Raw genomic sequence first — 22553 nt, 5'->3', positions numbered from 1 at the left:
CTCCCGTCCCGTCCCGCCCCCGGAGGAGCCATGCGCACCCGCGTCGTCCTGCGCCGACCGCACGCGCCGGCGACCCCGGTGACGATCACCACCGACGCCACGGCCACCACGGGCGACCTCGCCGACGCGCTGGTCCGTGCGGATCCCGTCGGCGCCCCGCCCCCACCTCGCGTGCTCCGCATCCACCGGCCCGACGACGTCGAGCTCCGCACGCTCGATCCCGCGACCACCCTCAGCGAGTCGGGCTTCCGCGCGGGGTCGACCATCACCGTCGCCGCGGCGGACCACCGCGATGAGGGCGACGAGGCGCCCGCGGTCGTCCGCCTGGTCGTCGTCGCCGGCCCCGACTCCGGCCGCGAGCTCGACCTCCCCACGGGCACCGCCACGATCGGGCGCGGACCCGACTGCGACCTCAGGCTCACCGACCCCCAGGTCTCCCGCCTGCACGCGCGGCTGCTCGTCGGCGACGTCGTGGAGGTCGTCGACGCCGGCTCCGCCAACGGGGTGGTCATCGGCGACGGCGCCGTGACCCGCGGCGTCCTGCGTCCCGACGACATCCTCGTGCTCGGCGGCACCGAGCTCCAGGTCCTCGTGATCGACCCCGAGGCCCGCACCCACACCGCCGGGGCGTCGGGGGCGGTGATGGCCTACAACCGCTCGCCGCGGCTGGTCGCCCGCTACCCCGAGCGCACCGTCCCCGCGCCGGACGTGCCCACCCCGCCGACACCCTCGCGCTTCCCGGCGCTGATGCTCATCGGGCCGATGGTGATGGGCGCCGCGATGTACGCGTTCACCCGCAACCCGATGTCGCTCATGTTCGTGGCGCTCAGCCCGCTCATGATGGTGGCCAACTGGTGGAACGGCCGGAGCACGGGCAAGCGGAAGCTCGTCACCGAGACCGCCGCCTTCCACGACGGGCTCGACCTGCTGCGCGCGCAGGTCCGCGCGGACCACGAGTCCGAGCGGCAGGCGCGGCTCGCGGAGGCGCCGGCGACGCGGGAGACCGTGGGAGCCGCCCTCGGCCTCGCGCCCGTCCTGTGGTCGACCCGCCCCGGGGAGCCCGGGTTCCTCGCGGTGCGCGTCGGCACCGGCACCGCGCCGTCGCGCACCACGGTCGAGGAGCCGTCCCGCGGCTCCGCCGACGCCGGCCTGTGGCAGGAGCTCCAGGACGTGCTGGACGAGCTGCGGGACGTCGCCGGCGTCCCGCACACCGTCGACCTGACCGACCTCGGTGTGCTGGGCGTCGCCGGGGACCCCGAGCACGCGGTCCCCGTCGTCCGCGCGCTGCTCGCGCAGGTCGCGTGCCTGCACTCGCCGGCCGAGGTGGTGGTCGCGGGCCTCGCGTCACGGACGAGCGCGTCCCGCTGGGAGTGGCTGTCGTGGCTGCCGCACGTCGACTCGGCGCACTCCCCGCTCGGGGCGCACCTCGCGTCCAGCCCCGCCGCGTGCGCGACCGTCGTCACGCAGGTCGAGGAGCTCATCGCCCACCGCCTCGAGGGCTCCCGGCCCCGCGGTGGCACCGCGCTGCCCTGGGTCGTGCTGCTCGTCGAGGACGACGCCCCGGCCGAGCGCGGCCGGCTCGTCCGGATCGCCGAGGAGGGGCTCGCCGCCGGGGTCGTGGTCGTCTGGCGCGCCGACACCCAGCGCAGGCTGCCGGCCTCCTGCCGCGCCGTCCTGGTCGTCGACGAGCGTGGCGCCCGCACCGGCCGGACCGCCGACGGCCAGTGGTGGGACATCGCCCCCGAGACCCTCGACGCCGAGACCGCCACGGCCCTCGGGCGGCACCTGGCGGGCGTGACCGACGCCGGCGCCCTCACCCTGGACGAGTCCGACCTGCCCCGGTCCGCCGGCTACCTCGCGATCGTCGGACCGGAGGTCGCCGAGGACCCCGCCGCCGTCGTGGAGCGCTGGCACGAGACCGGGTCGATCCTCGACCGCACGGCTCCGCCCGCCCGGCGGTCGTCCGACGCGCACCTGCGCGGCGTGGTCGGGCAGGGCACCGACGGCGAGTTCGTCCTCGACCTCCGGTCCCAGGGACCGCACGCCCTGGTCGGCGGGACGACCGGCGCCGGCAAGTCCGAGTTCCTCCAGGCGTGGGTCCTCGGCATGGCCGCCGCGCACTCCCCCGACCGGGTCACCTTCCTGTTCGTCGACTACAAGGGCGGCGCCGCGTTCGCCGACTGCGTCGAGCTGCCGCACTGCGTCGGTCTGGTGACGGACCTCGCCGGCCACCTCGTCCGGCGTGCCCTGACCTCGCTGCGCGCCGAGCTCCGGCACCGCGAGCACCTGCTCGCCCAGGCCGGCGCCAAGGACCTGCTCTCGCTCGAGCGCACCGGCGACCCCCGCACCCCGCCGGCCCTCGTGATCGTCGTGGACGAGTTCGCCGCCCTCGTCCAGGAGATCCCCGAGTTCGTCGACGGCGTCGTCGACGTCGCCCAGCGCGGGCGCTCCCTCGGCCTGCACCTCGTCCTCGCGACCCAGCGCCCCGCCGGGGTCATCAAGGACAACCTGCGCGCCAACACCAACCTGCGCATCGCCCTGCGGATGGCCGACGAGGCCGACTCCAGCGACGTCCTCGGCTCCCCGATGGCGGCCCACTTCGACCCCCGGATCCCGGGGCGCGGCGCCGTGCGGACCGGGCCGGGGCGGCTCGCGATGTTCCAGACCGGCTACGTCGGCGGGCGGTCCGACAGCGCACCCCCGCCGGTGTCGGTGGGCATCGAGACGCTGGCGTTCGGGCCCGGGGAGGAGTGGACGGTGCCACCGCCGCCGGAGGCCCTGCTCGAGCGGCCCGCGGAGGGGCCGACCGACGCCGCGCGGGTCGTGGCGACGCTGCGGCGCGCCGCGGAGCAGGCCGGGGTCCCGGCGCCGCGGCGGCCGTGGCTGCCCTCGCTCCCTCACCTCATCCCCCTCGACGTCGAGGGGGAGTGCGCAGACGGAGAGCTCGCGCTGGGCGTGATCGACGTCCCGGACGAGCAGTCGCAACGCACGTTCACGTACCGACCCGACCGAGACGGGGCCTGCGTCGTCTTCGGCACATCGGGCGCAGGCAAGTCGACCTTCCTGCGGACGGTCGCGGTCGCCGCCGCCTCTGCCCGAGGACACGTGCGGATCTACGGGCTCGACGCCGCCGGTGGCGCACTGGGGATGCTGGAGGAGCTGCCACAGGTCGGCGGCGTCGTCTCGATCGCTGACGTCGAGCGGGTATCACGCCTGGTCTCGGATCTCGTGGCACTGCTCGACGCGCGCGCAGCCCGCTTCGCGGCGAGCCACGCGTCGTCGGTCGACGAGTACCGAGCGCTCTCCGGTGTCGACGAGCCTCGCGTCTACCTTCTGGTCGACGGCATCGGAGCGCTTCGCGAGGCGCTGGAGAGTGACAGTCAGACGATGCACGTGGTCGCGGGGGTCTCCCGGCTCGTCGCCGAAGGTCGACCGCTGGGAGTGCACGCCGTACTCGCGGCGGAACGGCCGGCGGCGATCCCGACCGCCATGTCGGCCTCGATGCCGTTCCGCCTCGTCCTGCGACAGAGCGACGAGAACATCAAGACGCAGCTCGGGCTAGCGCGCGATGTGCTGGGTGACGACGCTCCCGCCGGCCGCGGGGCTCTCGCCGGGACTGCCGATGAGGTGCAGATCGCGGTGCCGGCTGGGGCCGCGGATCTGGCTGTGCAGGCTGCCGAGGTGGCGAAGATCGCCGATCAGCTCCACCACGCCGGTGTCCCGACCGCGCCTGCCGTGCGCAGGCTGGAACCCGTGATCCCGGCGGCATCGATGCCTGCGGCAGTGGGGGACGACCCGGTTCTCGGGGTGGACGACGCGACGCTCGCTCCGCTCGGCTTCGACCGACGTGGCGTTCTCATGATCGCCGGAGCGTCAGGATCCGGGCGGACGACCGCGTTGGTGGCGCTCGGGCTCGCGCTCCACCGGCACCGACCGGATGCCCCCCTCTACTTCCTGGGACCGGCGCGGTCCGCGGCCGTCCGGGCTCCGTGGTGGCGGCGAGGCGCACATCGCGTCGACGACATGCGCGCTCTCCTGCTCGAGATCCAGGCGGACCTCGAGCAGCCCGCTGAGGACGGCGTTCCTCTGACGCTGGCGATCGAAGGGTTCGCTGATCTGGCGAGCACCGAGCTCGAGATGCCGCTGAGTGCTGCCATCCGTTCAGCGCGACGGAACGGGCACCTCGTCCTGGCGGAGGCGGAGATCACCTCGTGGTCATCGCTCAGCAGTCCGGTGCTGGAGGCGCGGAAGGCCAAGCGCGCCCTCCTCCTCCAACCCGCGCAGGACGACGGTCCCGGTCTCGTCGGGGTCTCCCTCCCGAGGACCCGGCCCACAGATCTCACCCCCGGGCGCGGGATGTTCGTCGCATCGGGCCGAGTCAGCCGCGTCCAGCTGCCGCTCCCCGACCTGGGATCGCTGGACGTCGAGCCCGGTGCCACATCGACAGGAGTTCTGACATGACCGAGCTGACCGTCAACCATTCTGCTGTGACCGCCGCGGGCGGTGGCATCCGCACGGCGGCACAGCTCATGCCCGGCCCCGGATGGGGACCGTCGTGCGCGTCGGGAAGCCCCGCGGTCGACGCCGCCCTCGCCTCGCTGTCGGTCACCGTCGGGGAGCAGCTGCTCGGTGCCGCCGCCGAGATGTTCCGACTCGGGCAGGGCGCCGTCAGCGCGGTCGACGTGTACCGAACGACCGACGCGGCGCTCTAGGAGGAGGTCGGGATGAACTGGACCAGCCAGGACCCGGGATCGGGCGACACCGGAGCGCTCCGCGCTCGCTCGGGGGCGATGAACACCATCGTCCTGACGCTCGACCACGCACGAACGACCTTCCGTGCGCATTACGAGCCTGTCACCACGCACGAGTGGAAGGGAGCCGCTGGGGACGCCTTCCGTGGATCGTGCGCAGCGCACCTGTCGCGCCTGAGCTCCTTCATCAACGCGCTCGCACCGTACAGCGCCGCACTGATGATCTACGCCAACGAGGTCGAGTCCATCGCCGAGGAGGCCCGGGCGCTGAAGCTCCGGACCGAGGCCGCGCAGGAGCAGCTCGCCGCAGCCCCCGCCTACGTCTCGCCCAACACGGCAGCCGCCACCAACGCTGCCAAGTCCTCGGGCCGCGCGTGCGTGCCGGACCCGCGCACAGCCGCGAAGTCCGCACTGGCCTCCATCACCCAGGAGCGAGCCGAGCTCGTTCGCAGACGCCAGGCGGCGGACAGCAAGGTCACAGCGGCCCTCGGAGGTGTCGCCATCGGCGACTGGGCGGCCGCCGGGTCGGCCCTCGCCCAGGCAGGAGTTCGCCGACCGGCCGACTTCGACGCCGATTCCATCCGTCGAGCGCTGCTGGACCTCTGCACGCTGACGCTGCAAGGCGACACGGCCTCGCTCCCCGGCCTGCTCGCACTCCTCGACACCTGGGCAGATGACCCCTCGATGATGCGGGACTTCCTCGAGGGCCTCGGGGGGTCAAGGCTGGTCCGGATGCTGATGGTGCTGGACCAAGCGCTGATCGACGGCCGCAGCGCCATCGCGGGCGATGTCCAGTCGGCACTACGCGACGCACTGTCGTCGGCATCGTCCATGTGGAGCGCCTCGGAGGCGGCCGACTACATCTCGGCGCTCATCGATTCCCCCGGCAGCACGCTCTCCGTGGCCTATCTCTTCGGCGATCCCGAGGTCGCGCCGATGAGCAGCACCCTCGTCCAGGCCGCAGCCGACGCGATCCTGGACTGGGAGCGCAAGAACGGCACCCTGTACACCCTCGTCCTCAACGTCGTGCCCGGGGTCGGCATGGCGCCTGACCTGGTCTACCGGATGCTCGGCGAGGGCCCCCGCGTCATCGACCCGGCCGACTCGATCTTCCGCCACCTCGCTCGCGACCCGCAGTCGACCCTCGACTGGCTGGCCGATCCGACGCGCGGCCACGACCGGATCATTCACTGGTACCAGGAGCGCAACTGGCACGACGGGGGCGGCTACGCCGGGCCGATGCTCGTCTGGGAAGCGCTTCAGACCGTCCCGGGGGGCCTTCTCGGACCCGACATGGACCCGGGTGTCGCGCGGAAGCTCGCGGAGGTCAACGCGGCCATCATCAAGGTCTGGGCGGATCCCGACTCACGGTTCTCCGGTGTCATGGACGACGAGGCCCTGCTCGCCCTGGCGGGAGTGATCGCTGCCCAGCTCCCCGTTTGGGCGGACTCGACCACGACTCTGGAGTCCAGCTCGACGGTCGCGACCCAGAGCACGGTCGTCCATTGGCTCGGCATGCAGGGCTGGACCACGCAGATCTCACGCGACGCTCTCTCGTTCCTGCTGGGCCAGGTACGGAGCAGCGACGCGGCCTCCGGGGCGCTGCTGGACGCGACGAAGGACCTCCAGGGCAGACTCGTCGCCTCGGTCGGTTCCACCGCGGACTTCACTCACAACGACGCCCTGGAGCGCATCGCCGGACTACTCGGGATGATCGACGGCGCTCAGCTCGGGAACGAGCTCGCGGTAGCGGCGATGCGCGACCGTACCGTCGAGCGAACGTTGGCGATCACCGGGCTGGGTGCGGGCGAGTTGGCCGGCAAGGGCGGGATCGCCGCGAGCCTGGTGCTGGCCGGAGCCGAGCACCTCGCCCTGGAGAGCTGGGCGAACCACTACGACACCGCGCTCGATGACCTCTGGCGGAACACGGGCCCGGCGAAGGATCGAGCCGACGAGGCCCGTGAAACACTGATGGGTCTCATCGACGGGTGGGTCCCGCCCGAGGTCGTCCACAAGGGTGGCCAGTCCGCCGACCAGTACCTCGACTCGATCATGGGGTGGTACGACGACAAGGTCCGCCGCCTGGACGAGGCGAAGACAGCATGACCGCCGCCCTGCGCAGAACCAGCCTGCTCAGCATCGCGGCCGCCGTCGGCATCGCCCTCGTGTCGGCGTGCTCGCCCTACGACGAGCCGGCGAGGTGGGAGCCCGACGAGGTCGTCGACGGCGTCCCGGCGATCGACTGGCCGCTCGGCGCACCGAACATGTCCGACGAGTGGGTGGCTGCCCTGTACAAGGCGGACGCGGCCCACATCGCGGCGCAGAACGCGCACGACTTCTCCAACCCCGCCCTCAAGCAGCTCGTGCAGGACGACCACCTGATGCTCCTCGCCCGGAGGGCTCGGAGCGTCGCCTACTCGCTGGGGAACGAAGGGGGCCGCAATGAGTATCAGTACGCACCCGGTCCCAACCTCATGAAAGTGATGAGCGTGGATTCTACGGGGGACGAGGCGACGGTGTTCACGTGCGAGTTCGCCCCTACGGTGTTGTTGAACTGGCACTGGTACTCGACCGAACCGATGACGCTCGATGACGTACTCACTCTGAAGAGCGGCAACCCCATGTGGCACCGCCTGGAGCGGGACGCCTCCGGCCGCATCCGGGTCACGGACGCCGGCGCCAGCTGGTCGTACGAGAACCCCGGTGCCTGCGATCTCTCCGGGGTGAGACCCGGGTTCTTCGATCCTGCACCTCCCTTCGGCCAGGACGTGTGGGGCGGCGACTTCGTGGGACCCGACGGAGTGCCGATCCCCGATCTGAAGGGGCGGATGCATGACGGGACCTGGATCAACGAGAAGACCGGTGAGGTCCGCATCGATCCCGAGACCGGTGAGCCGTGGATCTTCTGAGCGGCGAGATCCGCACGACGACGCTCGTGACTGACGACACCGTCGAGCACCCAGTGCCGAACGCGCAACGCGAAGATCACGGAGAGCGAGCGATGACAGCCCCCACCTACACGGCGTCCGCCGGTCCGTGGCACGCCGCCGGAAGGTCCTCGCGACCTCGCGACCTGCCTCGCCGCCGCTTCGGCGGTCGCTCTCGGTGCGTTGTGGAACACCTCGCGTGACACCCCGCGCGCCGGACGTCCCCGCCGGCACCACCGCTCCCGTGGGCGGGCTGGACCGAGCTCGACGACGTCGCCACCTCGACCACCCCCAGTACCTGAGAAGGAGCCCCCGATGACCCCCCTGCAGCACCCCGCCGAGCCGACGCCGCCGGCATCCGGTCCTCCGCCCGTACTCGCAGGACCACCGCCGACCGGAGGACCGCTGCCCTCGCCGCACGATCCGTACGCGGTCCCGCCGACGCCGCCCGGGACCCGTCCTCGGAACGTGCTGGCCCTGCTGGCCGTCGTCCTCGGCGCCTGCGGCGCCGCGCTGCCCGGCCTCGTCCTCGCGGTGCTCGGGCTGCGCGATGCCCGTCGCCTGGGCGGGGCCGGACGCGCGCAGGCGTGGACCGCCGTCGTGCTGTCCGTCGTGTGGGGCGTGGTCCTGGCCGTCACCGGGAGCCTGGCCCCCTGGTCGGTCGCGACGGAGCGCGGTGCGGGGGCCGGATCAGCCGGCCCGGCCACCACGGTGCCCGGAACCGACGCGCTCGACCCCGAGGGCGAGAGCCGACCCGGTGCGTGGCTGGGCGAGTTCGCGCCGGAGACCAGCTACCTCGACGACCTGGCCGAGCTCGCCGAGACGCTCGACATCGATCCGGGCACGTACGAGGGCAGCTACTGGCAGAGCTTCTACGAGGGGATGTGGCTCGCGTTCGACCTCGACGACGACGAGTACGCGGCGGCCGTCGCGGACTCCCTGGCGTGCGACGACGGTGACGACGCGGCGTGCGCCCGGGTCCGGGCGTACCTCCCGGGCATGTGAGGCCGTGGTCGCAGTCCCGCTCCCGGAGGCGCGCACAACGCCGGGCGAGATTCGACAGGGCCTGACGCGAACCGCGCTCCGCGCGAGTGCGGGCCGCCCGCCGACGATGGGACGGAGGTCCGTACTCACCCCACCCCGCGCACCGTCACCCACCGCGGCCCGGACCGCCGCGCCACGTCGGCCCGCCGCACCTCCGCCAGCTCCCGCGCCCGGGCCGCCACCCTTCGCCCGATCCGCGCGGCGCCGTCGTCGTCCCCCGCGAGGTACCGCACGACCACCCGCGCCTCCCCCGCGACCACGGCGACGTCCTGCGCCTCGACCTTCGTCAGCGCACGGGCGGCGTCCGCCGCGGCGGGCAGCAGGGCGGCGGGGTCGACGCCGGGGAGCAGCAGCCCGACGCCCAGGGTCACGCGGTACGACGGCACGGCCGCGAGCGTACCGGCGGCACACCGCGACGCCGGCGCCGGCGCCCGCCCGGCTCGCCGTCGCACCAGGCCCGCCGGGCCCGCCGACGCACCGGACGCCCGACACCCGCGCCCGCCCGGGCGCCTCACATCGTGACCGACCCGTCCTCCCCGATCGGCCACTCCGGGTTGTGCGCGACCTCCCACACGTACCCCTCCGGGTCGGCGAACGCCCCGGACGTCCCGCCCCACTCCGCGAGGGCCGCCGGCCGCACGACGGACCCGCCCGCCGCCGCGGCCGCCTCGAGCACGGGGGCGACCTCCTCGGCAGCCCGGACGTTGTACGCGAGCTCGAGCCCCGGCGCCCCGCGCCCCTCGACGCCGGTCCACAGCGCGAGCACCACCCCGCCCGCCTGGAAGAACGCCACCTCCCCGTCGGGCCGGCGTGGCGCGGGCCACCCCATCGCCTCGTAGAACGCGCACGCCCGGTCGAGGTCCGTGACGCCGAGCGTCACCACGCTGATCCGCGGTTCCATGCCCCTTGTCTACCGCGCCTCCCCGACATCCCCACCCGATCGGGGGGACAGCCCCCGGGTGCTCCCGGGCCGGGTCACGTAGCGTGGACGCATCCGAACGACGAGCGTCCCGCTCACGCCAGCGGCTGGGAAGTCGACCACCCCACGTTCGGAGCGCGCTTCGTGACACCCCCCGCACCCGCCGCCGCGACCGCGGCGCCCGCCCGGCCGAACCAGGCCGCGACGACCGGCTCCTACCAGGAGCTGTCCCGCCAGATCCGCGACGCCGGTCTGCTGAACCGCACGCCGGGCTTCTACGTCCTGCTGCTGATCGGCCTGGGGATCGCCCTGGCGGCGCTCGTCGCGGGCTCGGTGCTGCTGGGCCGGTCGTGGTTCCAGCTGCTGATCGCGGGCGGCCTCGGGATCGTGCTGACGCAGTTCGCGTTCGTCGCGCACGAGGCGTCGCACCGGCAGGTGCTGGCGTCGGGGCCGGCGAACGACCGGCTGGGGCGGATCCTGGCCAACGGCGTGGTCGGCATCAGCCACTCGTGGTGGATGACGAAGCACTCGCGGCACCACGCGAACCCGAACCACGTCGGCAAGGACCCGGACATCGCGCCGGACACGATCGTGTTCCTGCACTCGGACGCCGCGAAGCAGAGCCGGGTGATGGCCGCGCTGACCCGCGTGCAGGGCTGGGCGTTCTTCCCGCTGCTGACGCTGGAGGGCCTGAACCTGCATGTGACGGCGTTCCGCAGCCTGCTCGCGCAGGAGCGGTCCCGTGCCCGCACGCTGGAGCTGACCATGCTCGTCGTGCGGCTCAGCGTCTACACCGCGGCGGTGCTGTGGTTCCTGGGCCCGGCGATCGGGTTCGCCTTCCTCGGTGTGCAGCTCGCGGTGTTCGGCGTCTACATGGGCGCCTCGTTCGCCCCGAACCACAAGGGCATGGCGATGATCCCGGAGGGCAGCCGGCTGGACTTCCTGTCCAAGCAGGTGCTGACCTCCCGCAACATCACCGGCGGGCACGCGATGAGCACCCTGATGGGCGGGCTGAACTACCAGGTGGAGCACCACCTGTTCCCGAGCATGCCGCGGCCGCACCTGGCCCGCGCCCGCCTCCTGGTCCGGGAGCACTGCCTGCGCAACGGCGTGCCGTACACGGAGACCACCCTGCTGCGCTCGTACGCCATCGTGGTGCGGTACCTGAACGACGTGGGCCTCGCCGCCCGCAACCCGTTCGACTGCCCGATGGTGCAGCGCTTCCGCCAGGTCTGAGACAGCAGAACGCCGGCCGTCCCCCGAGGGGGGCGGCCGGCGTTCTGCTGCGTCAGCTCAGAGCGGGCGGATGTTCGCCGCCTGCGGGCCCTTCGGGCCCTCGGTGACGTCGAACTCGACCTGCTGGTTCTCCTCGAGGGAGCGGTAGCCGGAGGAGGCGATCGCGCTGTAGTGCGCGAACACGTCCGGGCCGCCCTCGGTGGGGGCGATGAAGCCGAAGCCCTTCTCGGCGTTGAACCACTTCACGGTGCCGGTGGTCATGATGTCTTCTCTCGTTCGAGGACCGGAACCGCGGACGCGGATCCTGGTGCCACGCCACGACGGGCGCGGACGGTGGTGGGTGCGCACGCGGCAGGCGGGCGCGGCGGGACGGCGGCGGGCCGCGGCGAGCGCGGCGACGGCCTGGTCCCAGGTCGGGGTCACGGCCACGGGGCGCGACAGGTGGTCGCTGACGTGGTGGCCGTCGACGTCGCGGGCGATCAGCCCGGCGTACTCGCCGCCGGCGGTGGCGGCCCAGAGGTTCTCGTCCGCCTGGCGCCACTGGACGGGCGCGGTGTCGGCGGGGCTGGTGGTGGTGCGGGTACTGAGGGTGATGATCTGACGACTGCTCTCACTCCGCACGACGTCGGCGGAGGGTGGGGGCGACGACCCCCGAGGGAGCCGTCCGGACTGCTGCAAGAGACCCGGGATCCACGAGGAATCCCGGGCCCCCAGCGTGAGCCGCCTAAGAGAATCGAACTCTTGACCTTCTCATTACGAGTGAGACGCTCTGCCGACTGAGCTAAGGCGGCGCGCGCCCACCGATCCGGCGGACGAGCACGGACACTGTACCTGGCGGACGGCGGGTCCTCCAAAGCGGGCGCCGCGAGGGCTCAGCAGCGGGTCCCGTCGGCGGGCACCGTGCCGTCGACGAGGTAGGCGTCGACGGCGTCCGCGATGCAGGCGTTGGACCGGCCGTAGGCGGTGTGGCCCTCGCCCTCGTAGGTCAGCAGGTGGCCGGAGTCGAGGGTCTCGGCGAGGCTCACCGCCCAGGCGTACGGGGTCGCCGGGTCGTTGGTGGTGCCGACGACGACGATCGGCGCGGCACCCGCGGCGGAGTAGTCGTCGAGGCCGCCGGCCTCGGGCACCGGCCACTGGTCGCAGATCACGCCGCCGTAGCCGAAGAAGTACCCGACGGTCGGCGCGACCTCCTCGATGGCGGCGGCCTGGGCGCGCATCTCGGCGACGTCGGTGGTGCCGCGGTCGTCGGCGCAGCCGATCGCCCAGAACGCGGCCGTGGAGTTGGACGCGTAGGTGCCGTCGGCGTTGCGGTCGTAGTACAGGTCGGCGAGCTGGAGCAGGATCGAGCCGTCGCCGGAGAGCGCGGCGTCCAGGCCCATCGTCAGGTAGCTCCAGGACCCCTCGTCGTAGAGGGGCAGCGCGATGCCGCTGAACGCGAGCGTGCCGGTGAGCGGGCGCGGGGTGCCGGTCGGCAGCGGCGACTTGCGGGCGCGGTCGAGCACCGAGCGCACCTGCGCGAGCCCGTCGTCCACCGAGCCGGTCAGCGGGCAGTCGGCGCCGGCCTGGCAGTCCGCCACGTACGCCCGCAGCGCGTTCTCGAAGCCCTCCGCCTGGCCCTCGGAGAGCTCCTGGGACGTCAGCGTGGGGTCGAGCGCCCCGTCGAGCACCAGGCGCCCCACCTGCTGCGGGAACAGCGCGGCGTAGGTGGCGCCGAGCTGGGTGCCGTAGGAGTAGCCGACGTAGTTCAGGGTGTCGTCGCCGAGGACGGCCCGCAGGACGTCCATGTCCTTCGCGGCGGACACGGTGTCCACGTGACCGAGGAGCGGGCCGGTGTTCTGCAGGCACGCCGCGCCGAACGCGCCGTACGCGTCCTCGGCCGCCTGGATGCCCTCGTCGGTGGTGAAGTCGAAGTCGGTCGAGACGATCTCGTCCATCTCCGGGCCGTCGACGCAGGTCACGGGGGTGGACGCGGCGACGCCCCGCGGGTCGAAGCCCACGAGGTCGTAGCGGTCGACGACCTCGTCCCCGAACCGCGGGATCGCGATGGAGGACAGCGCGTCGATGCCGGAGGAGCCGGGTCCGCCGGGGTTGATCAGGAGCGAGCCGAGCCGGTCGCCGGTGGCCTGGTGCCGGCTGACGGCGATCTCGACGGTCTCGCCGTCCGGGTCGGCGTAGTCGAGCGGGACCACGAGGGTGGCGCACTCCAGGTCGCCGCAGGGCTGCCAGTCGAGCTCCTGGGCGTAGATCGCGTCGAGGCCCCGGACGTCGGCGGCGGTCGGGGCGGTGGTCACCTCGGTCTGCTCGCGCGGCGCGGTGCAGCCCGCCAGGGCGAGCGCGGCGACGGCGGCCAGGGCGGCGGCGCGGGCGGGCCCGCGGCGGCGGGTCGCGGGCACGGGTCGGCTGAGGGCTCTCGGCGCGGGAGTCACGCCACCACGGTAACGGCCCGCCCGCGGCCCCGGCGCCGTGCGGGCCGCGCCCCGCCCCGCACGGGCTCAGGCCTGCGGGCGCAGCGCGATGAGCATCGCCTCGACCGCCAGCAGGGGCGCGACGTTCCCCTCCAGCCGGGTGCGGGCCTCCCCCACCGCGCCCATCCGGCGCACGGTCTGCTCGGGGGTCGAGGACTCGGCGATCGAGCGGGCGGCCTCCTCGTGCTCGGCGTTCACCAGGTCCACGCCCGCCCCGAGCTGGAGCACCAGCACGTCCCGGTAGAACGACAGCAGGTCCACCATCGCGCGGTCGAGCACGTCGCGCTGCGCGCGGGTGGCGCGGCGCTTCTGCTCGTCCTCGAGCTGCTTGACCTGCCCCCGCAGCGCCGGCGGGATCACCGTGAGCCCCTCGGCGCCGAGCGCGTGCAGCAGCGCCTGGCGCTCGGCGGCGTCCCGCTCCTCGGTCGCCGCCCTCGCGTCGGCCTGCGCGGTCTCGACCAGCTCGGCCGCGGCGAGCACCGCGTCCCCGACGCCGCGCAGCCGCGGCGCGATCCGCAGCACCGCGGACCGCCGGGCGCGGGCCTCGGGGTCCCGGGCGAGCCTGCGGGCGACGCCGACGTGCGACTGCGCCGCGCGGGCGGCGACCAGGGCGACGCCGGGGTCGATCCCGTCCCGGCGGACGAGCAGGTCGGCGACGGCCTCGACCGGCGGCACCCGGAGCGCGACCGAGCGGCTGCGGGACCGCAGGGTCACGAGCACGTCCTGCGGGCTGGGCGCGCACAGCAGCCAGACGGTGCGCGGCGGCGGCTCCTCGATGGCCTTGAGCAGCACGTTGCCGGAGGTCTCGTTGAGCCGGTCCGCGTCCTCGACCACGATGACCCGCCACCGGCCCTGGGACGGGGCGCGCTGGGCGAGCTCCACGAGCGGCCGGACGGTGTCGACGCGGATGACCACGCCCTCGGTCGACACGAACGTCACGTCGGGGTGGGTCCCGGCGAGGACGGTCGCGCACCCGGGGCTGCGCGGGTCCCCCGAGGGGTCCTGCAGGGCCGCGGCGAACGCGCGCGCGGCGTTGGACCGGCCGGAGCCGGGCGGGCCGGTGATCAGCCAGGCGTGGGTCATCCTCGACGGGTCGGCCGCCGCCTCGCGCAGCACGGCGACGGCCGGCTCCTGCCCGACGACGTCGTCCCAGACGGTGCTCATCGCGCACCGCCCGCGTCCGGCGCCCCGCCCGGCGCGTCCGACGCCACGCCCGCCGCACCGGCGGGCTCGACCCCGAGCAGCGCCGTCACCCGCGCGCGCACGTCGGCGGCGATCTCCGCGACCGGCCGCGCGGCGTCCAGCACGAGCCAGCGCCCCGGGTCCGCCGCCGCGCGCGCCAGGAACGCCTCCCGGGTGCGGCGGTGGAAGTCGTCGCCCGCGCTCTCCAGGCGGTCCGGCTGGTCCGGGCGCGCGCGCAGCCGGCCGAGGCCCGCCGCGGGGTCGAGGTCGAGCAGCACGGTGAGCGCCGGCAGCAGCCCGCCGGTCGCCCACAGCGACAGGTCCTCGACCTCCTGGGCGCCGAGGTCGCGGCCGGTCCCCTGGTACGCCACCGACGAGTCGAGGTACCGGTCGGTCACGACGACCGACCCCGCCGCGAGCGCCGGGCGCACCAGGGAGGCGACGTGGTGCGCGCGGTCGGCGGCGTACAGCAGCGCCTCGGTGCGGGCGTCGACGTGCTCGCCGTGCAGCACCTCGCGGCGCAGCACCCGGCCTAGGTCGGTGCCGCCGGGCTCGCGGGTCAGCACGACGGTCAGCCCCAGCGAGACCAGCCACTCGCCGAGCAGGCGCGACTGGGTGGACTTGCCCGCGCCGTCCCCGCCCTCGAACGAGACGAACAGCCCGCCGAGCACGGTCGGGAGGGGCCGGGGCGCCGGCGGGTGGGGCTGCGTCACGCGCGCCAGGGTATCCACCCCCGCCGACACCCCCCGCACCGGGCGCCGGCGACGGGGTCGGGCCGGGTCACTCGCCCGGGTAGACGACCCCGACCTGCGCCCGGACCTCGTCCATCGTGCGCAGCACGCCGAGGGTGTCCGCCCAGGTCATCCGCGGGCTCTCCGTGGCGCCCTCGGCGACCCGGCGCGCGACCTCGGCCGCCTCGTACTGCAGCCCGCGCTCGACCGGCTGGTCGAACGTCCAGGTCCGGCCGTCGCGCCGGGTGACCCGGAACGACGTGGGCGCGTAGAACGAGCCGTCGATCGTGATCGTGCCCTCGGTGCCGCTGATCGCCGCGGTGGTGGGCGTCTTCGCCCACAGCGTCGTGGTGAGCGCCGCCTGGGTCCGGTCGCCGTAGCTCAGCACGATCGCGAGCTGGCCGTCGACCCCCGTCTCGGTGAGCGCCCCGACCGCCCGTACCTGGGTCGGCACGCCGAGGAAGTCCTGCGCGAACGCGACCGGGTACACGCCGAGGTCGAGCAGCGCCCCGCCCGCGAGCGCCGGGTCGTACAGCCGGTGGGACGGGTCGAACGGGAAGTACTGGCCGTGGTCGGCGTGCACGGCGACGACCTCCCCGATCTCGCCCGAGTCGATCACCTGGTGCACGGCGGCGACGTGCGGCAGGAACCGCGTCCACATCGCCTCCATGACGAAGACGCCGGCGGCCCGCGCGGCCGCGAACACCTCCTCCGCCTCGGCGGCGCTGCGGGTGAACGCCTTCTCCACGAGGACGTGCTTGCCGGCCGCGATCGCGAGGAGCGCGTGCTCCCGGTGCTCGGAGTGCGGGGTGGCGACGTACACGGCGTCGACCTGCGGGTCCTCGACCAGGTCGCGGTACCCCACGTGGGTCGTCGGGATGCCGTGGGCGGTGGCGAACCGCTCGGACCGGGTGCGGTCCCGGGAGCCGACGGCCACGAGCTGGGCGCGGGTGCTGCTCCGGACGGCGTCGGCGAAGGCGGCGGCGATGCCCCCCGCGCCGAGGATGCCCCAGCGGATCGACGGTGCGGTGCGCGGGTCCTCGGTGAGTGCCATGCCGCGACCCTACTGCGCGCCCCCGACCAGCGACCACGTGCCCTGGCGGCCCGGTGGGGGCGGTCCGTACGGTGGGAGCGTCGGCGGCCGCCGAGGACCGTGACCGACGGCCCGGCGCCGATGCGAACCCAGGAGGAGAACCCGTGTCCGCGAGCCAGGAGCACCCGCCCGTCCGCACCCTCATCAGCCCGTCCCGCTACGCCCAGGGCCCCGGCGCGATCGAGCGCCTCGGCGAGCTGGTGGCCCCGATCGGCAGGACCCCGCTGGTCGTCGCCGACGACACGGTGTGGTCGTTCGTCGGCGACGCCGTCACCCGGTCGTTCGAGGCCGCCGGGCTCCCGCTGACCCGCGACGGGTTCGGCGTGTACGCCACCGCCGCGGCGGTCGACTCGATCGCCGCGCGCGTCACGGAGCTCGGCGCCGACGTCGTGGTCGGCGTCGGCGGTGGCTCGGTGATCGACGCGGTCAAGGCGGCGGGTCACCTCGCGGGGGCGCGGTGGGTCTCGGTGCCGACGGTCGCCTCGACGGACGCCCCGTGCTCGGCGCTGTCCGTCATCTACGACGACGAGGGGGGCTTCGAGGAGTACCGGTTCTTCCCGCACAACCCGGACCTGGTGCTCGTGGACACCCGGCTGGTGGCGAACGCGCCGGTCAAGTTCCTCGTCGCGGGGGTCGGCGACGCGCTCGCGACCTGGATCGAGGCCCGCGCCGTGGCCCGCGGCGACGGGACGACGATGGCCGGCGGGCTGCCGACCGCGACGGGCACCGCGCTGGCCCGGCTGTCCTGGGACATCCTCTGGGAGCACGCGCTCCCGGCGATCGACGCGGTGCGCGACCACCTGGTGACCCCCTCGGTGGAGAAGGTGGTCGAGGCCAACACGCTGCTCTCGGGCCTCGGGTTCGAGTCCGGCGGGCTCGCCGCCGCGCACGCGATCCACAACGGGCTCACCGCCGCGCCGCAGACGCACGGCCTGACCCACGGGCAGAAGGTGAACATCGGCTCCGTCACCCAGCTGGTGCTCGAGGGCGCGCCGGTGGACGAGATCCGGGACTTCGTCGAGTTCACCACCCGGGTCGGCCTGCCGAACACGCTGACCGAGGTGGGGCTGGCGCCGGGCGACGTCGACGACCTGACCCGGGTGGCCGAGGCGGCGACGGCGGAGGGCGAGACGATCCACGCGATGCCCTTCACCGTCCGGGTGCCTGAGCTGGTGGACGCGCTGCGGTCGATCGAGGGCTTCTCCCGCCGGGTCCGGGCGGACGCGGGCCTGCCGGAGCCGGTGCCGCACCGGGCGCACTGACGGACCGCGGGGCACCCCGGACGACCCCGGGGTGCCCCGCCCGTCACGCCGCGAGGCAGAGCGCGTAGGTGATCGCCGGGGTCAGCAGCGCGACGCCGTAGATCCCGGCGCGGACCACCTCCGGCGGGTGCAGCCCCAGGTCGCGCAGCGCGTGCCAGGTCCGGTGGCAGCAGTGCCACAGCACCAGCCCGAGCGCGACGCAGACCGCGAGCCCGCCGAGCGGGTGGGTCACGAAACCGGCGACCCGCGCGTGCACCTCGGCGGGCTCGCCGAACACCCCGAACGGCACCAGCAGCCCGGCCGCCACGACCAGCACCGGCATCGTGACCACGGCGAGCATCCCGCCGCCGCCGAACAGGGCCCAGAACAGGGGCTCGTTCGTCCGTCCCTCCCAGCGGCGCATCACGACCTCCCGAGCCAGAGCAGGACGACGACGGCGAACGCCGCGAGCAGCAGGTAGTGCGCCAGCACCACCCAGCGCCGGTCCAGGTGCCGCCGGCCGCGGCGCACCCGGATGACGGCGGGGGTGGCCCGGAACCAGGTGATCGCGTGCACCACGGCCATCGCCAGGGCGACGACGGTCAGCGCGACGACGGCCGGCGACCGCTGCAGCTCGACCCACCGGGTGAACGCGTCGACCCCGCGGTGCGCGGACACCAGCCCGATCACGAGGTTCAGCACGAACAGCCCGACGACGACGCTGGACGCCTCGCGCAGCGCGTACGCCCGGTACGCGCCGGTGGCGAGGAACCAGGTCCGGCGGACGGGCGGGTGGTGCGGGCGACGGGCCGAGCGGGCCGCGGACGCCTCGGGGGCCATGTCCGCGACGGCCGGGACCGCGACGGCCGGGACCGCGACGGCCGGTACCCCGGCGGCAGCGTCCGCGGCGGCCCGCGGCGCCGGCTCCCCCGCGGTCACGACCGGCCCCCGCGCCGCGGCAGCAGGAACTCCGCCGCCCAGGCCGCCGCCGTCGCCGCCTTGGCCTGCTGGATCGCCGCCGCCGGGTCGACGCCCTTGGGGCAGGCCGTCGAGCACGCGCCGACGAACGTGCACGCCCACAGCCCGTCCTCGCGGTCGAGCGCGGGCAGCCGGTCGCCGTTCCCGTGGTCCCGGGAGTCCTTGTCGTACCGGACCGCCGCGGTGATCGCGGCCGGCCCCAGGAAGTCCGGCGCGAGCGCGACCTGCGGGCAGGCGGCGTAGCAGAGGAGGCAGTCGATGCACATGGCGTAGTCGTGGTACGCCAGCAGCTGCTCCGGCGTCTGCCGGTTCCCGGTCTCGCCGGGCGGGTCGTCCGGGTCCGGCGCCAGCCAGGGCCGTACCCGCTCGAGCGACGCCAGGAACGGCTCCAGGTCGACGACGAGGTCCCGCTCGACGGCGAGGTTCGCGAGCGGCTCCACGACCAGCGGGCCGGGGGCGTAGTCGCGCACGAAGTGCTCGCAGCCGAGGCGGGGCGTCCCGTTCAGCACGAACCCGCAGGACCCGCAGATCGCCATCCGGCAGGACCAGCGGAACGCGAGCGTCGGGTCCAGGTGGTCCTTGATCCAGGTCAGCGCGTCGAGCACCGAGGTGTCCTGGCCCCACGGCACCGCGTAGTCCACCAGGTGCGGCGCCTCGTCGACGTCCGGGCGGTAGCGCTGCACGCGCAGCGTGATCGTGCCGAGCACCTCGCCGCTCACCGGCCCGCCTCCTCGGTCGCCGCCGTGGGCGCCGCGCCGGCCGCGCCCGCGCCGGCCCCGCCCGCCCCGGCGCCGCCCGCGCCGGCCGCCCCGTAGGCCCGCGTGGCCGGCGGCGAGGTCGTGATCGTCACCGGCGTGTGCTCCAGCCGCGGCCCGTCGGGGGTCCACCACGCACGGGTGTGCGTGAGGAACCGCGCGTCGTCGCGCTCGCCGAACCCGTCGAGCCGCTGGTGGGACCCGCGGGACTCCTCGCGGGCGAGCGCCGAGGCGACCAGCCCCTCGGCGACGTCGAGCATCGCGCCGAGCTCCACCGCGGCGGCCCAGTCGGTGTTGTAGACCGGGCAGGTGTCGGCCACCCGGACGTCCGCGTACCGCTGCTTCAGGTCGCGCACGGTGGCGGCGGTGCGCTGCATGCCCGCGCGGGTGCGGAAGATGCCGACGCCGTCGTCCATCGCCCGGCCGAGCTCCTCGCGGATCGCGACCTGCGGCTCCGAGCCCCGGCCCATGAGCGACAGGTGCCGGGCCGCGGCGTCGGCGGCGTCCCGGCGCACCCGGGCGTCGGCCGGGGCGGGCTCCGCGAGCGCGAACAGGGCGGCCCGCTCCCCGGCGACGCGGCCCAGGACCACCAGCTCCGCGAGCGAGTTGGAGCCGAGCCGGTTGGCGCCGTGCAGTCCGGAGGACGCGCACTCCCCCACCGCGAACAGCCCGGGCAGCGGCGTCGCGGTGGTCACGTCCGTCTCGATGCCGCCCATGGAGTAGTGCACGCTCGGGCAGACCGGGATCGGCGCGGTGGCCGGGTCGGTGCCGAGGTACTGCTCGGTGAGCTCGCAGATCAGCGGCAGCCGCTCGCGCAGGTACGCCCGGCCCAGGTGCCGCAGGTCGAGGTGCACGGCGTCGCCCCGCGGGGTCGCGACGGTGCGCCCCGCCTGCTGCTCGTGCCAGAACGCCTGGGACAGCCGGTCCCGCGGGCCGAGCTCCATGTGCTTGTTCCTGGGCTCGCCGACGGGCGTCTCCGGGCCCAGGCCGTAGTCCTGGAGGTACCGGCGTCCCTCGGCGTTGAGCAGGACGCCGCCCTCGCCGCGGCAGCCCTCGGTGATGAGGATGCCGGAGCCGGGCAGACCGGTCGGGTGGTACTGGACGAACTCCAGGTCCCGCAGCGGCGCGCCGGCCCGGTAGGCCATCGCCATGCCGTCGCCGGTGACGATCGCGCCGTTGGTGTTCTGCGCGTACAGCCGCCCGGCGCCGCCGGTGGCCATGACCACCGCGCCCGCCTCGACCAGCACCGGGTACCCCTCGCGCTGGTCGTAGGCGAGCACGCCGGCGACCCGCCCGTCCCGGACGAGCAGCTCCAGGGCCAGGCACTCGTCCATCCGCGCGATCGACGGGTGCTGCAGCGAGGTCTGGAACAGCGTGTGCAGGACGTGGAACCCGGTCTTGTCGGCGGCGAACCAGGTGCGCGGCCGGCTCATCCCGCCGAACCGCCGCACCGCCACCGCGCCCTCGTCGGTGCGGCTCCACGGGCAGCCCCACCGCTCCAGGCGGTACATCTCGTGCGCCGCGTGCTCGACGAAGTACTGCACGACGTCCTGGTCGCAGAGCCAGTCGCCGCCGGACACGGTGTCCGCGAAGTGCTGCTCCAGGGAGTCGTCCGCGCCGACCACGCCCGCCGCCCCGCCCTCGGCGGCGACCGTGTGCGACCGCATCGGGTACACCTTGGACAGCACGGTGACGTCGAGCTCGGGGTGCGCCTCCGCGACCGCGATCGCCGCCCGCAGCCCGGCTCCCCCGCCGCCGACGACGGCGACGTCCGTCCGGACCGTCTGCATCAGGGCACCGCCGGGGCCGTCATCGCGAGCACGTCGAGCGCGGCGTCGAGCTGGTCGACCGTGAGCCGGCCCGCCTCGACGTGCCCGAGGCCGAGCACCGCCTCGCGGATCGTGAGGTCGTGCGCGACCGCGTGCTTGACCACCGCCGCGGCCGCCTCGTAGCCGATCAGCCGGTTGAGCGGCGTGACGACGGACGGCGACGACTCCGCGAGCTGCCGGCAGCGGTCCCGGTCGGCGACCAGGCCGGCCACGCACTTGTCCGCCAGGTGCGTCGCGGCGTTGGCGAGCAGCGCCACGGACTCCAGCAGGTTCCGTGCCATCACCGGGAGCATGACGTTGAGCTCGAAGGTGCCGGTGGTGCCGGCGAACGCCACCGCGGCGTCGTTCCCGATCACCTGCGCGGCCACCATGAGCACCGCCTCCGGGATCACCGGGTTCACCTTGCCGGGCATGATCGACGAGCCCGGCTGCAGGTCCGGCAGCGCGATCTCGGCGAGCCCGGTGCGCGGGCCCGAGCCCATCCACCGCAGGTCGTTGCCGATCTTCACCAGCGACACCGCGACCGTGCGCAGCGCGCCGGAGGTCTCGACCAGCGCGTCCTGGGCGCCCTGGGCCTCGAAGTGGTTCCGGGCCTCCGTGAGCGGCAGGGCGGTGTGGTCCGCGACGAGCGCGATGACCCGCTGCGGGAAGCCCGGCGGGGTGTTGATCCCGGTGCCCACCGCGGTCCCGCCCAGCGGCAGCTCCGCCAGCCGCGGCAGCGCCGCCTCCACCCGCTCGATCCCGAGCCGGACCTGCGCGGCGTACCCGCCGAGCTCCTGGCCGAGCGTCACGGGCGTGGCGTCCATCAGGTGCGTGCGGCCGGCCTTGACCACGTCGGCGTACTCGGCGGCCCGGGCCTCCAGCGTCGCGGCGAGGTGGTCGAGCGCGGGGAGCAGGTCCGTGAGCACGCCCTGGGCCGCAGCGACGTGGATCGACGCGGGGAAGACGTCGTTCGACGACTGCGACGCGTTCACGTGGTCGTTGGGGTGCACCGGCCGGCCGAGCCGCTCGGTGGCCAGGGTGGCCAGCACCTCGTTGACGTTCATGTTCGACGAGGTGCCGGAGCCGGTCTGGAACACGTCGACCGGGAACTGGTCGGCCCACCGGCCCGCCGCCACCTCCTCCGCCGCGCCCGCGATCGCGGCCGCGACGTCCTCGGGGAGCACGCCCAGCTCGGCGTTCACGAGCGCCGCGGCCCGCTTGATCTCCGCGAGGGCCGCGACGTGCCGGGGATGCAGCCGGGTGCCGGAGATCGCGAAGTTCTGCACGGCCCGCTGGGTCTGGGCCCGGTAGCGCGCGTCGGCGGGCACCAGGACGTCGCCCATCGTGTCGTGCTCGAGCCGGTAGCCGGCGGGGATCTCGGTCGGGGGGTGGCTCATCGCGGTCTCCTGGGGTCCGGGGC

At 74.5% G+C, this 22553-nt stretch carries 19 protein-coding genes and 1 tRNA gene; 7 read left to right on the top strand and 13 right to left on the bottom strand.

Annotated elements, in window-relative coordinates; translation table 11 throughout:
• The first annotated feature begins 30 nt into the window (after positions 1-30).
• The 5 genes from MHY85_RS13330 to MHY85_RS13310 all read left to right on the top strand — a co-directional run bounded on the left by MHY85_RS13330 (position 31) and on the right by MHY85_RS13310 (position 8683).
• Positions 31-4461, top strand: coding sequence for an FtsK/SpoIIIE domain-containing protein (locus tag MHY85_RS13330; RefSeq protein ID WP_239197042.1), 4431 nt, complete (start codon positions 31-33; stop codon positions 4459-4461).
• Positions 4458-4712 carry a hypothetical protein gene (locus MHY85_RS13325; RefSeq protein WP_239197040.1) on the top strand — a complete coding sequence of 85 codons (255 nt, stop codon included), beginning with the start codon at positions 4458-4460 and terminating at the stop codon, positions 4710-4712. Before MHY85_RS13330 ends, MHY85_RS13325 begins: the two co-directional genes overlap by 4 nt.
• A 12-nt stretch (positions 4713-4724) precedes the next feature.
• Positions 4725-6857, top strand: coding sequence for a hypothetical protein (locus MHY85_RS13320; protein WP_239197038.1), 2133 nt, complete (start codon positions 4725-4727; stop codon positions 6855-6857).
• Complete coding sequence (locus tag MHY85_RS13315; protein ID WP_239197036.1) at positions 6854-7660, top strand: hypothetical protein; 807 nt, start codon at positions 6854-6856, stop codon at positions 7658-7660. The genes MHY85_RS13320 and MHY85_RS13315 overlap by 4 nt, the downstream gene beginning before the upstream one ends.
• Before the next feature lie 486 nt (positions 7661-8146).
• Positions 8147-8683 carry a hypothetical protein gene (locus MHY85_RS13310; protein ID WP_239197034.1) on the top strand — a complete coding sequence of 179 codons (537 nt, stop codon included), beginning with the start codon at positions 8147-8149 and terminating at the stop codon, positions 8681-8683.
• Between the two features lie 125 nt (positions 8684-8808).
• Here the strand turns inward: MHY85_RS13310 and MHY85_RS13305 are convergent, their stop codons facing one another.
• Both MHY85_RS13305 and MHY85_RS13300 read right to left on the bottom strand, forming a co-directional pair.
• Entirely contained in the window at positions 8809-9108 is a 300-nt protein-coding gene (locus MHY85_RS13305) for a hypothetical protein (protein WP_239197032.1), read from the bottom strand.
• A 125-nt stretch (positions 9109-9233) separates the two neighbouring features.
• Positions 9234-9623 (bottom strand): VOC family protein, encoded by a 390-nt coding sequence (locus MHY85_RS13300; RefSeq protein ID WP_239197030.1) that lies wholly within the window; start codon positions 9621-9623, stop codon positions 9234-9236.
• Positions 9624-9785: 162 nt separating this feature from the next.
• Here MHY85_RS13300 and MHY85_RS13295 point away from each other — a divergent pair, with 162 nt between their 5' ends.
• Positions 9786-10877, top strand: a complete 1092-nt coding sequence (locus MHY85_RS13295; protein ID WP_374233635.1) for a fatty acid desaturase — start codon at positions 9786-9788, stop codon at positions 10875-10877.
• Positions 10878-10934: 57 nt separating this feature from the next.
• Here the strand turns inward: MHY85_RS13295 and MHY85_RS13290 are convergent, their stop codons facing one another.
• From MHY85_RS13290 to MHY85_RS13265, 6 genes are all read right to left on the bottom strand, one after another.
• Entirely contained in the window at positions 10935-11138 is a 204-nt protein-coding gene (locus tag MHY85_RS13290; RefSeq protein WP_154729687.1) for a cold-shock protein, read from the bottom strand.
• Between the two features lie 457 nt (positions 11139-11595).
• Positions 11596-11668 (bottom strand) — tRNA-Thr (locus MHY85_RS13285).
• Between the two features lie 81 nt (positions 11669-11749).
• Positions 11750-13270, bottom strand: a complete 1521-nt coding sequence (locus tag MHY85_RS13280) for an alpha/beta hydrolase (protein ID WP_239197028.1) — start codon at positions 13268-13270, stop codon at positions 11750-11752.
• Between the two features lie 99 nt (positions 13271-13369).
• The gene (locus MHY85_RS13275) at positions 13370-14506 is read right to left on the bottom strand and encodes a DNA polymerase III subunit delta' (RefSeq protein ID WP_239197026.1); all 1137 of its coding nucleotides are present in this window, start codon (positions 14504-14506) and stop codon (positions 13370-13372) included.
• The gene (gene tmk, locus MHY85_RS13270) at positions 14503-15237 is read right to left on the bottom strand and encodes a dTMP kinase (protein WP_239197024.1); all 735 of its coding nucleotides are present in this window, start codon (positions 15235-15237) and stop codon (positions 14503-14505) included. The genes MHY85_RS13275 and tmk overlap by 4 nt, the downstream gene beginning before the upstream one ends.
• Before the next feature lie 67 nt (positions 15238-15304).
• A complete protein-coding gene (locus MHY85_RS13265; protein WP_239197022.1) occupies positions 15305-16309 on the bottom strand; it encodes a Gfo/Idh/MocA family protein in 1005 nt (334 codons plus the stop codon).
• Between the two features lie 143 nt (positions 16310-16452).
• Between MHY85_RS13265 and MHY85_RS13260 the strand changes: the two genes are divergently transcribed.
• Positions 16453-17610, top strand: a complete 1158-nt coding sequence (locus MHY85_RS13260) for a glycerol dehydrogenase (RefSeq protein WP_239197020.1) — start codon at positions 16453-16455, stop codon at positions 17608-17610.
• 43 nt (positions 17611-17653) lie between these two features.
• Here the strand turns inward: MHY85_RS13260 and frdD are convergent, their stop codons facing one another.
• Genes frdD through MHY85_RS13235 form a run of 5 tightly spaced genes read right to left on the bottom strand, consistent with a single transcriptional unit; the run spans position 17654 to position 22530 of the window.
• On the bottom strand, positions 17654-18013 hold the full coding sequence (gene frdD / locus MHY85_RS13255; protein ID WP_239197018.1) for a fumarate reductase subunit FrdD: 360 nt from the start codon (positions 18011-18013) through the stop codon (positions 17654-17656).
• Entirely contained in the window at positions 18013-18528 is a 516-nt protein-coding gene (locus tag MHY85_RS13250; protein WP_239197016.1) for a hypothetical protein, read from the bottom strand. The genes frdD and MHY85_RS13250 overlap by 1 nt, the downstream gene beginning before the upstream one ends.
• A complete protein-coding gene (gene sdhB / locus MHY85_RS13245; protein WP_374233631.1) occupies positions 18525-19286 on the bottom strand; it encodes a succinate dehydrogenase iron-sulfur subunit in 762 nt (253 codons plus the stop codon). Before sdhB ends, MHY85_RS13250 begins: the two co-directional genes overlap by 4 nt.
• Positions 19283-21112 (bottom strand): fumarate reductase (quinol) flavoprotein subunit, encoded by a 1830-nt coding sequence (gene frdA / locus MHY85_RS13240; RefSeq protein WP_239197014.1) that lies wholly within the window; start codon positions 21110-21112, stop codon positions 19283-19285. The genes sdhB and frdA overlap by 4 nt, the downstream gene beginning before the upstream one ends.
• On the bottom strand, positions 21112-22530 hold the full coding sequence (locus MHY85_RS13235; protein WP_239197012.1) for an aspartate ammonia-lyase: 1419 nt from the start codon (positions 22528-22530) through the stop codon (positions 21112-21114). The genes frdA and MHY85_RS13235 overlap by 1 nt, the downstream gene beginning before the upstream one ends.
• Between the last annotated feature and the right edge of the window lie 23 nt (positions 22531-22553).

Source organism: Cellulomonas sp. ACRRI, assembly GCF_022346185.1.
Classification (GTDB): Bacteria; Actinomycetota; Actinomycetes; order Actinomycetales; family Cellulomonadaceae; genus Cellulomonas.
Note: the sequence above shows the minus strand (reverse complement) of the source record. Positions and strands in the feature narration are given on the sequence as shown.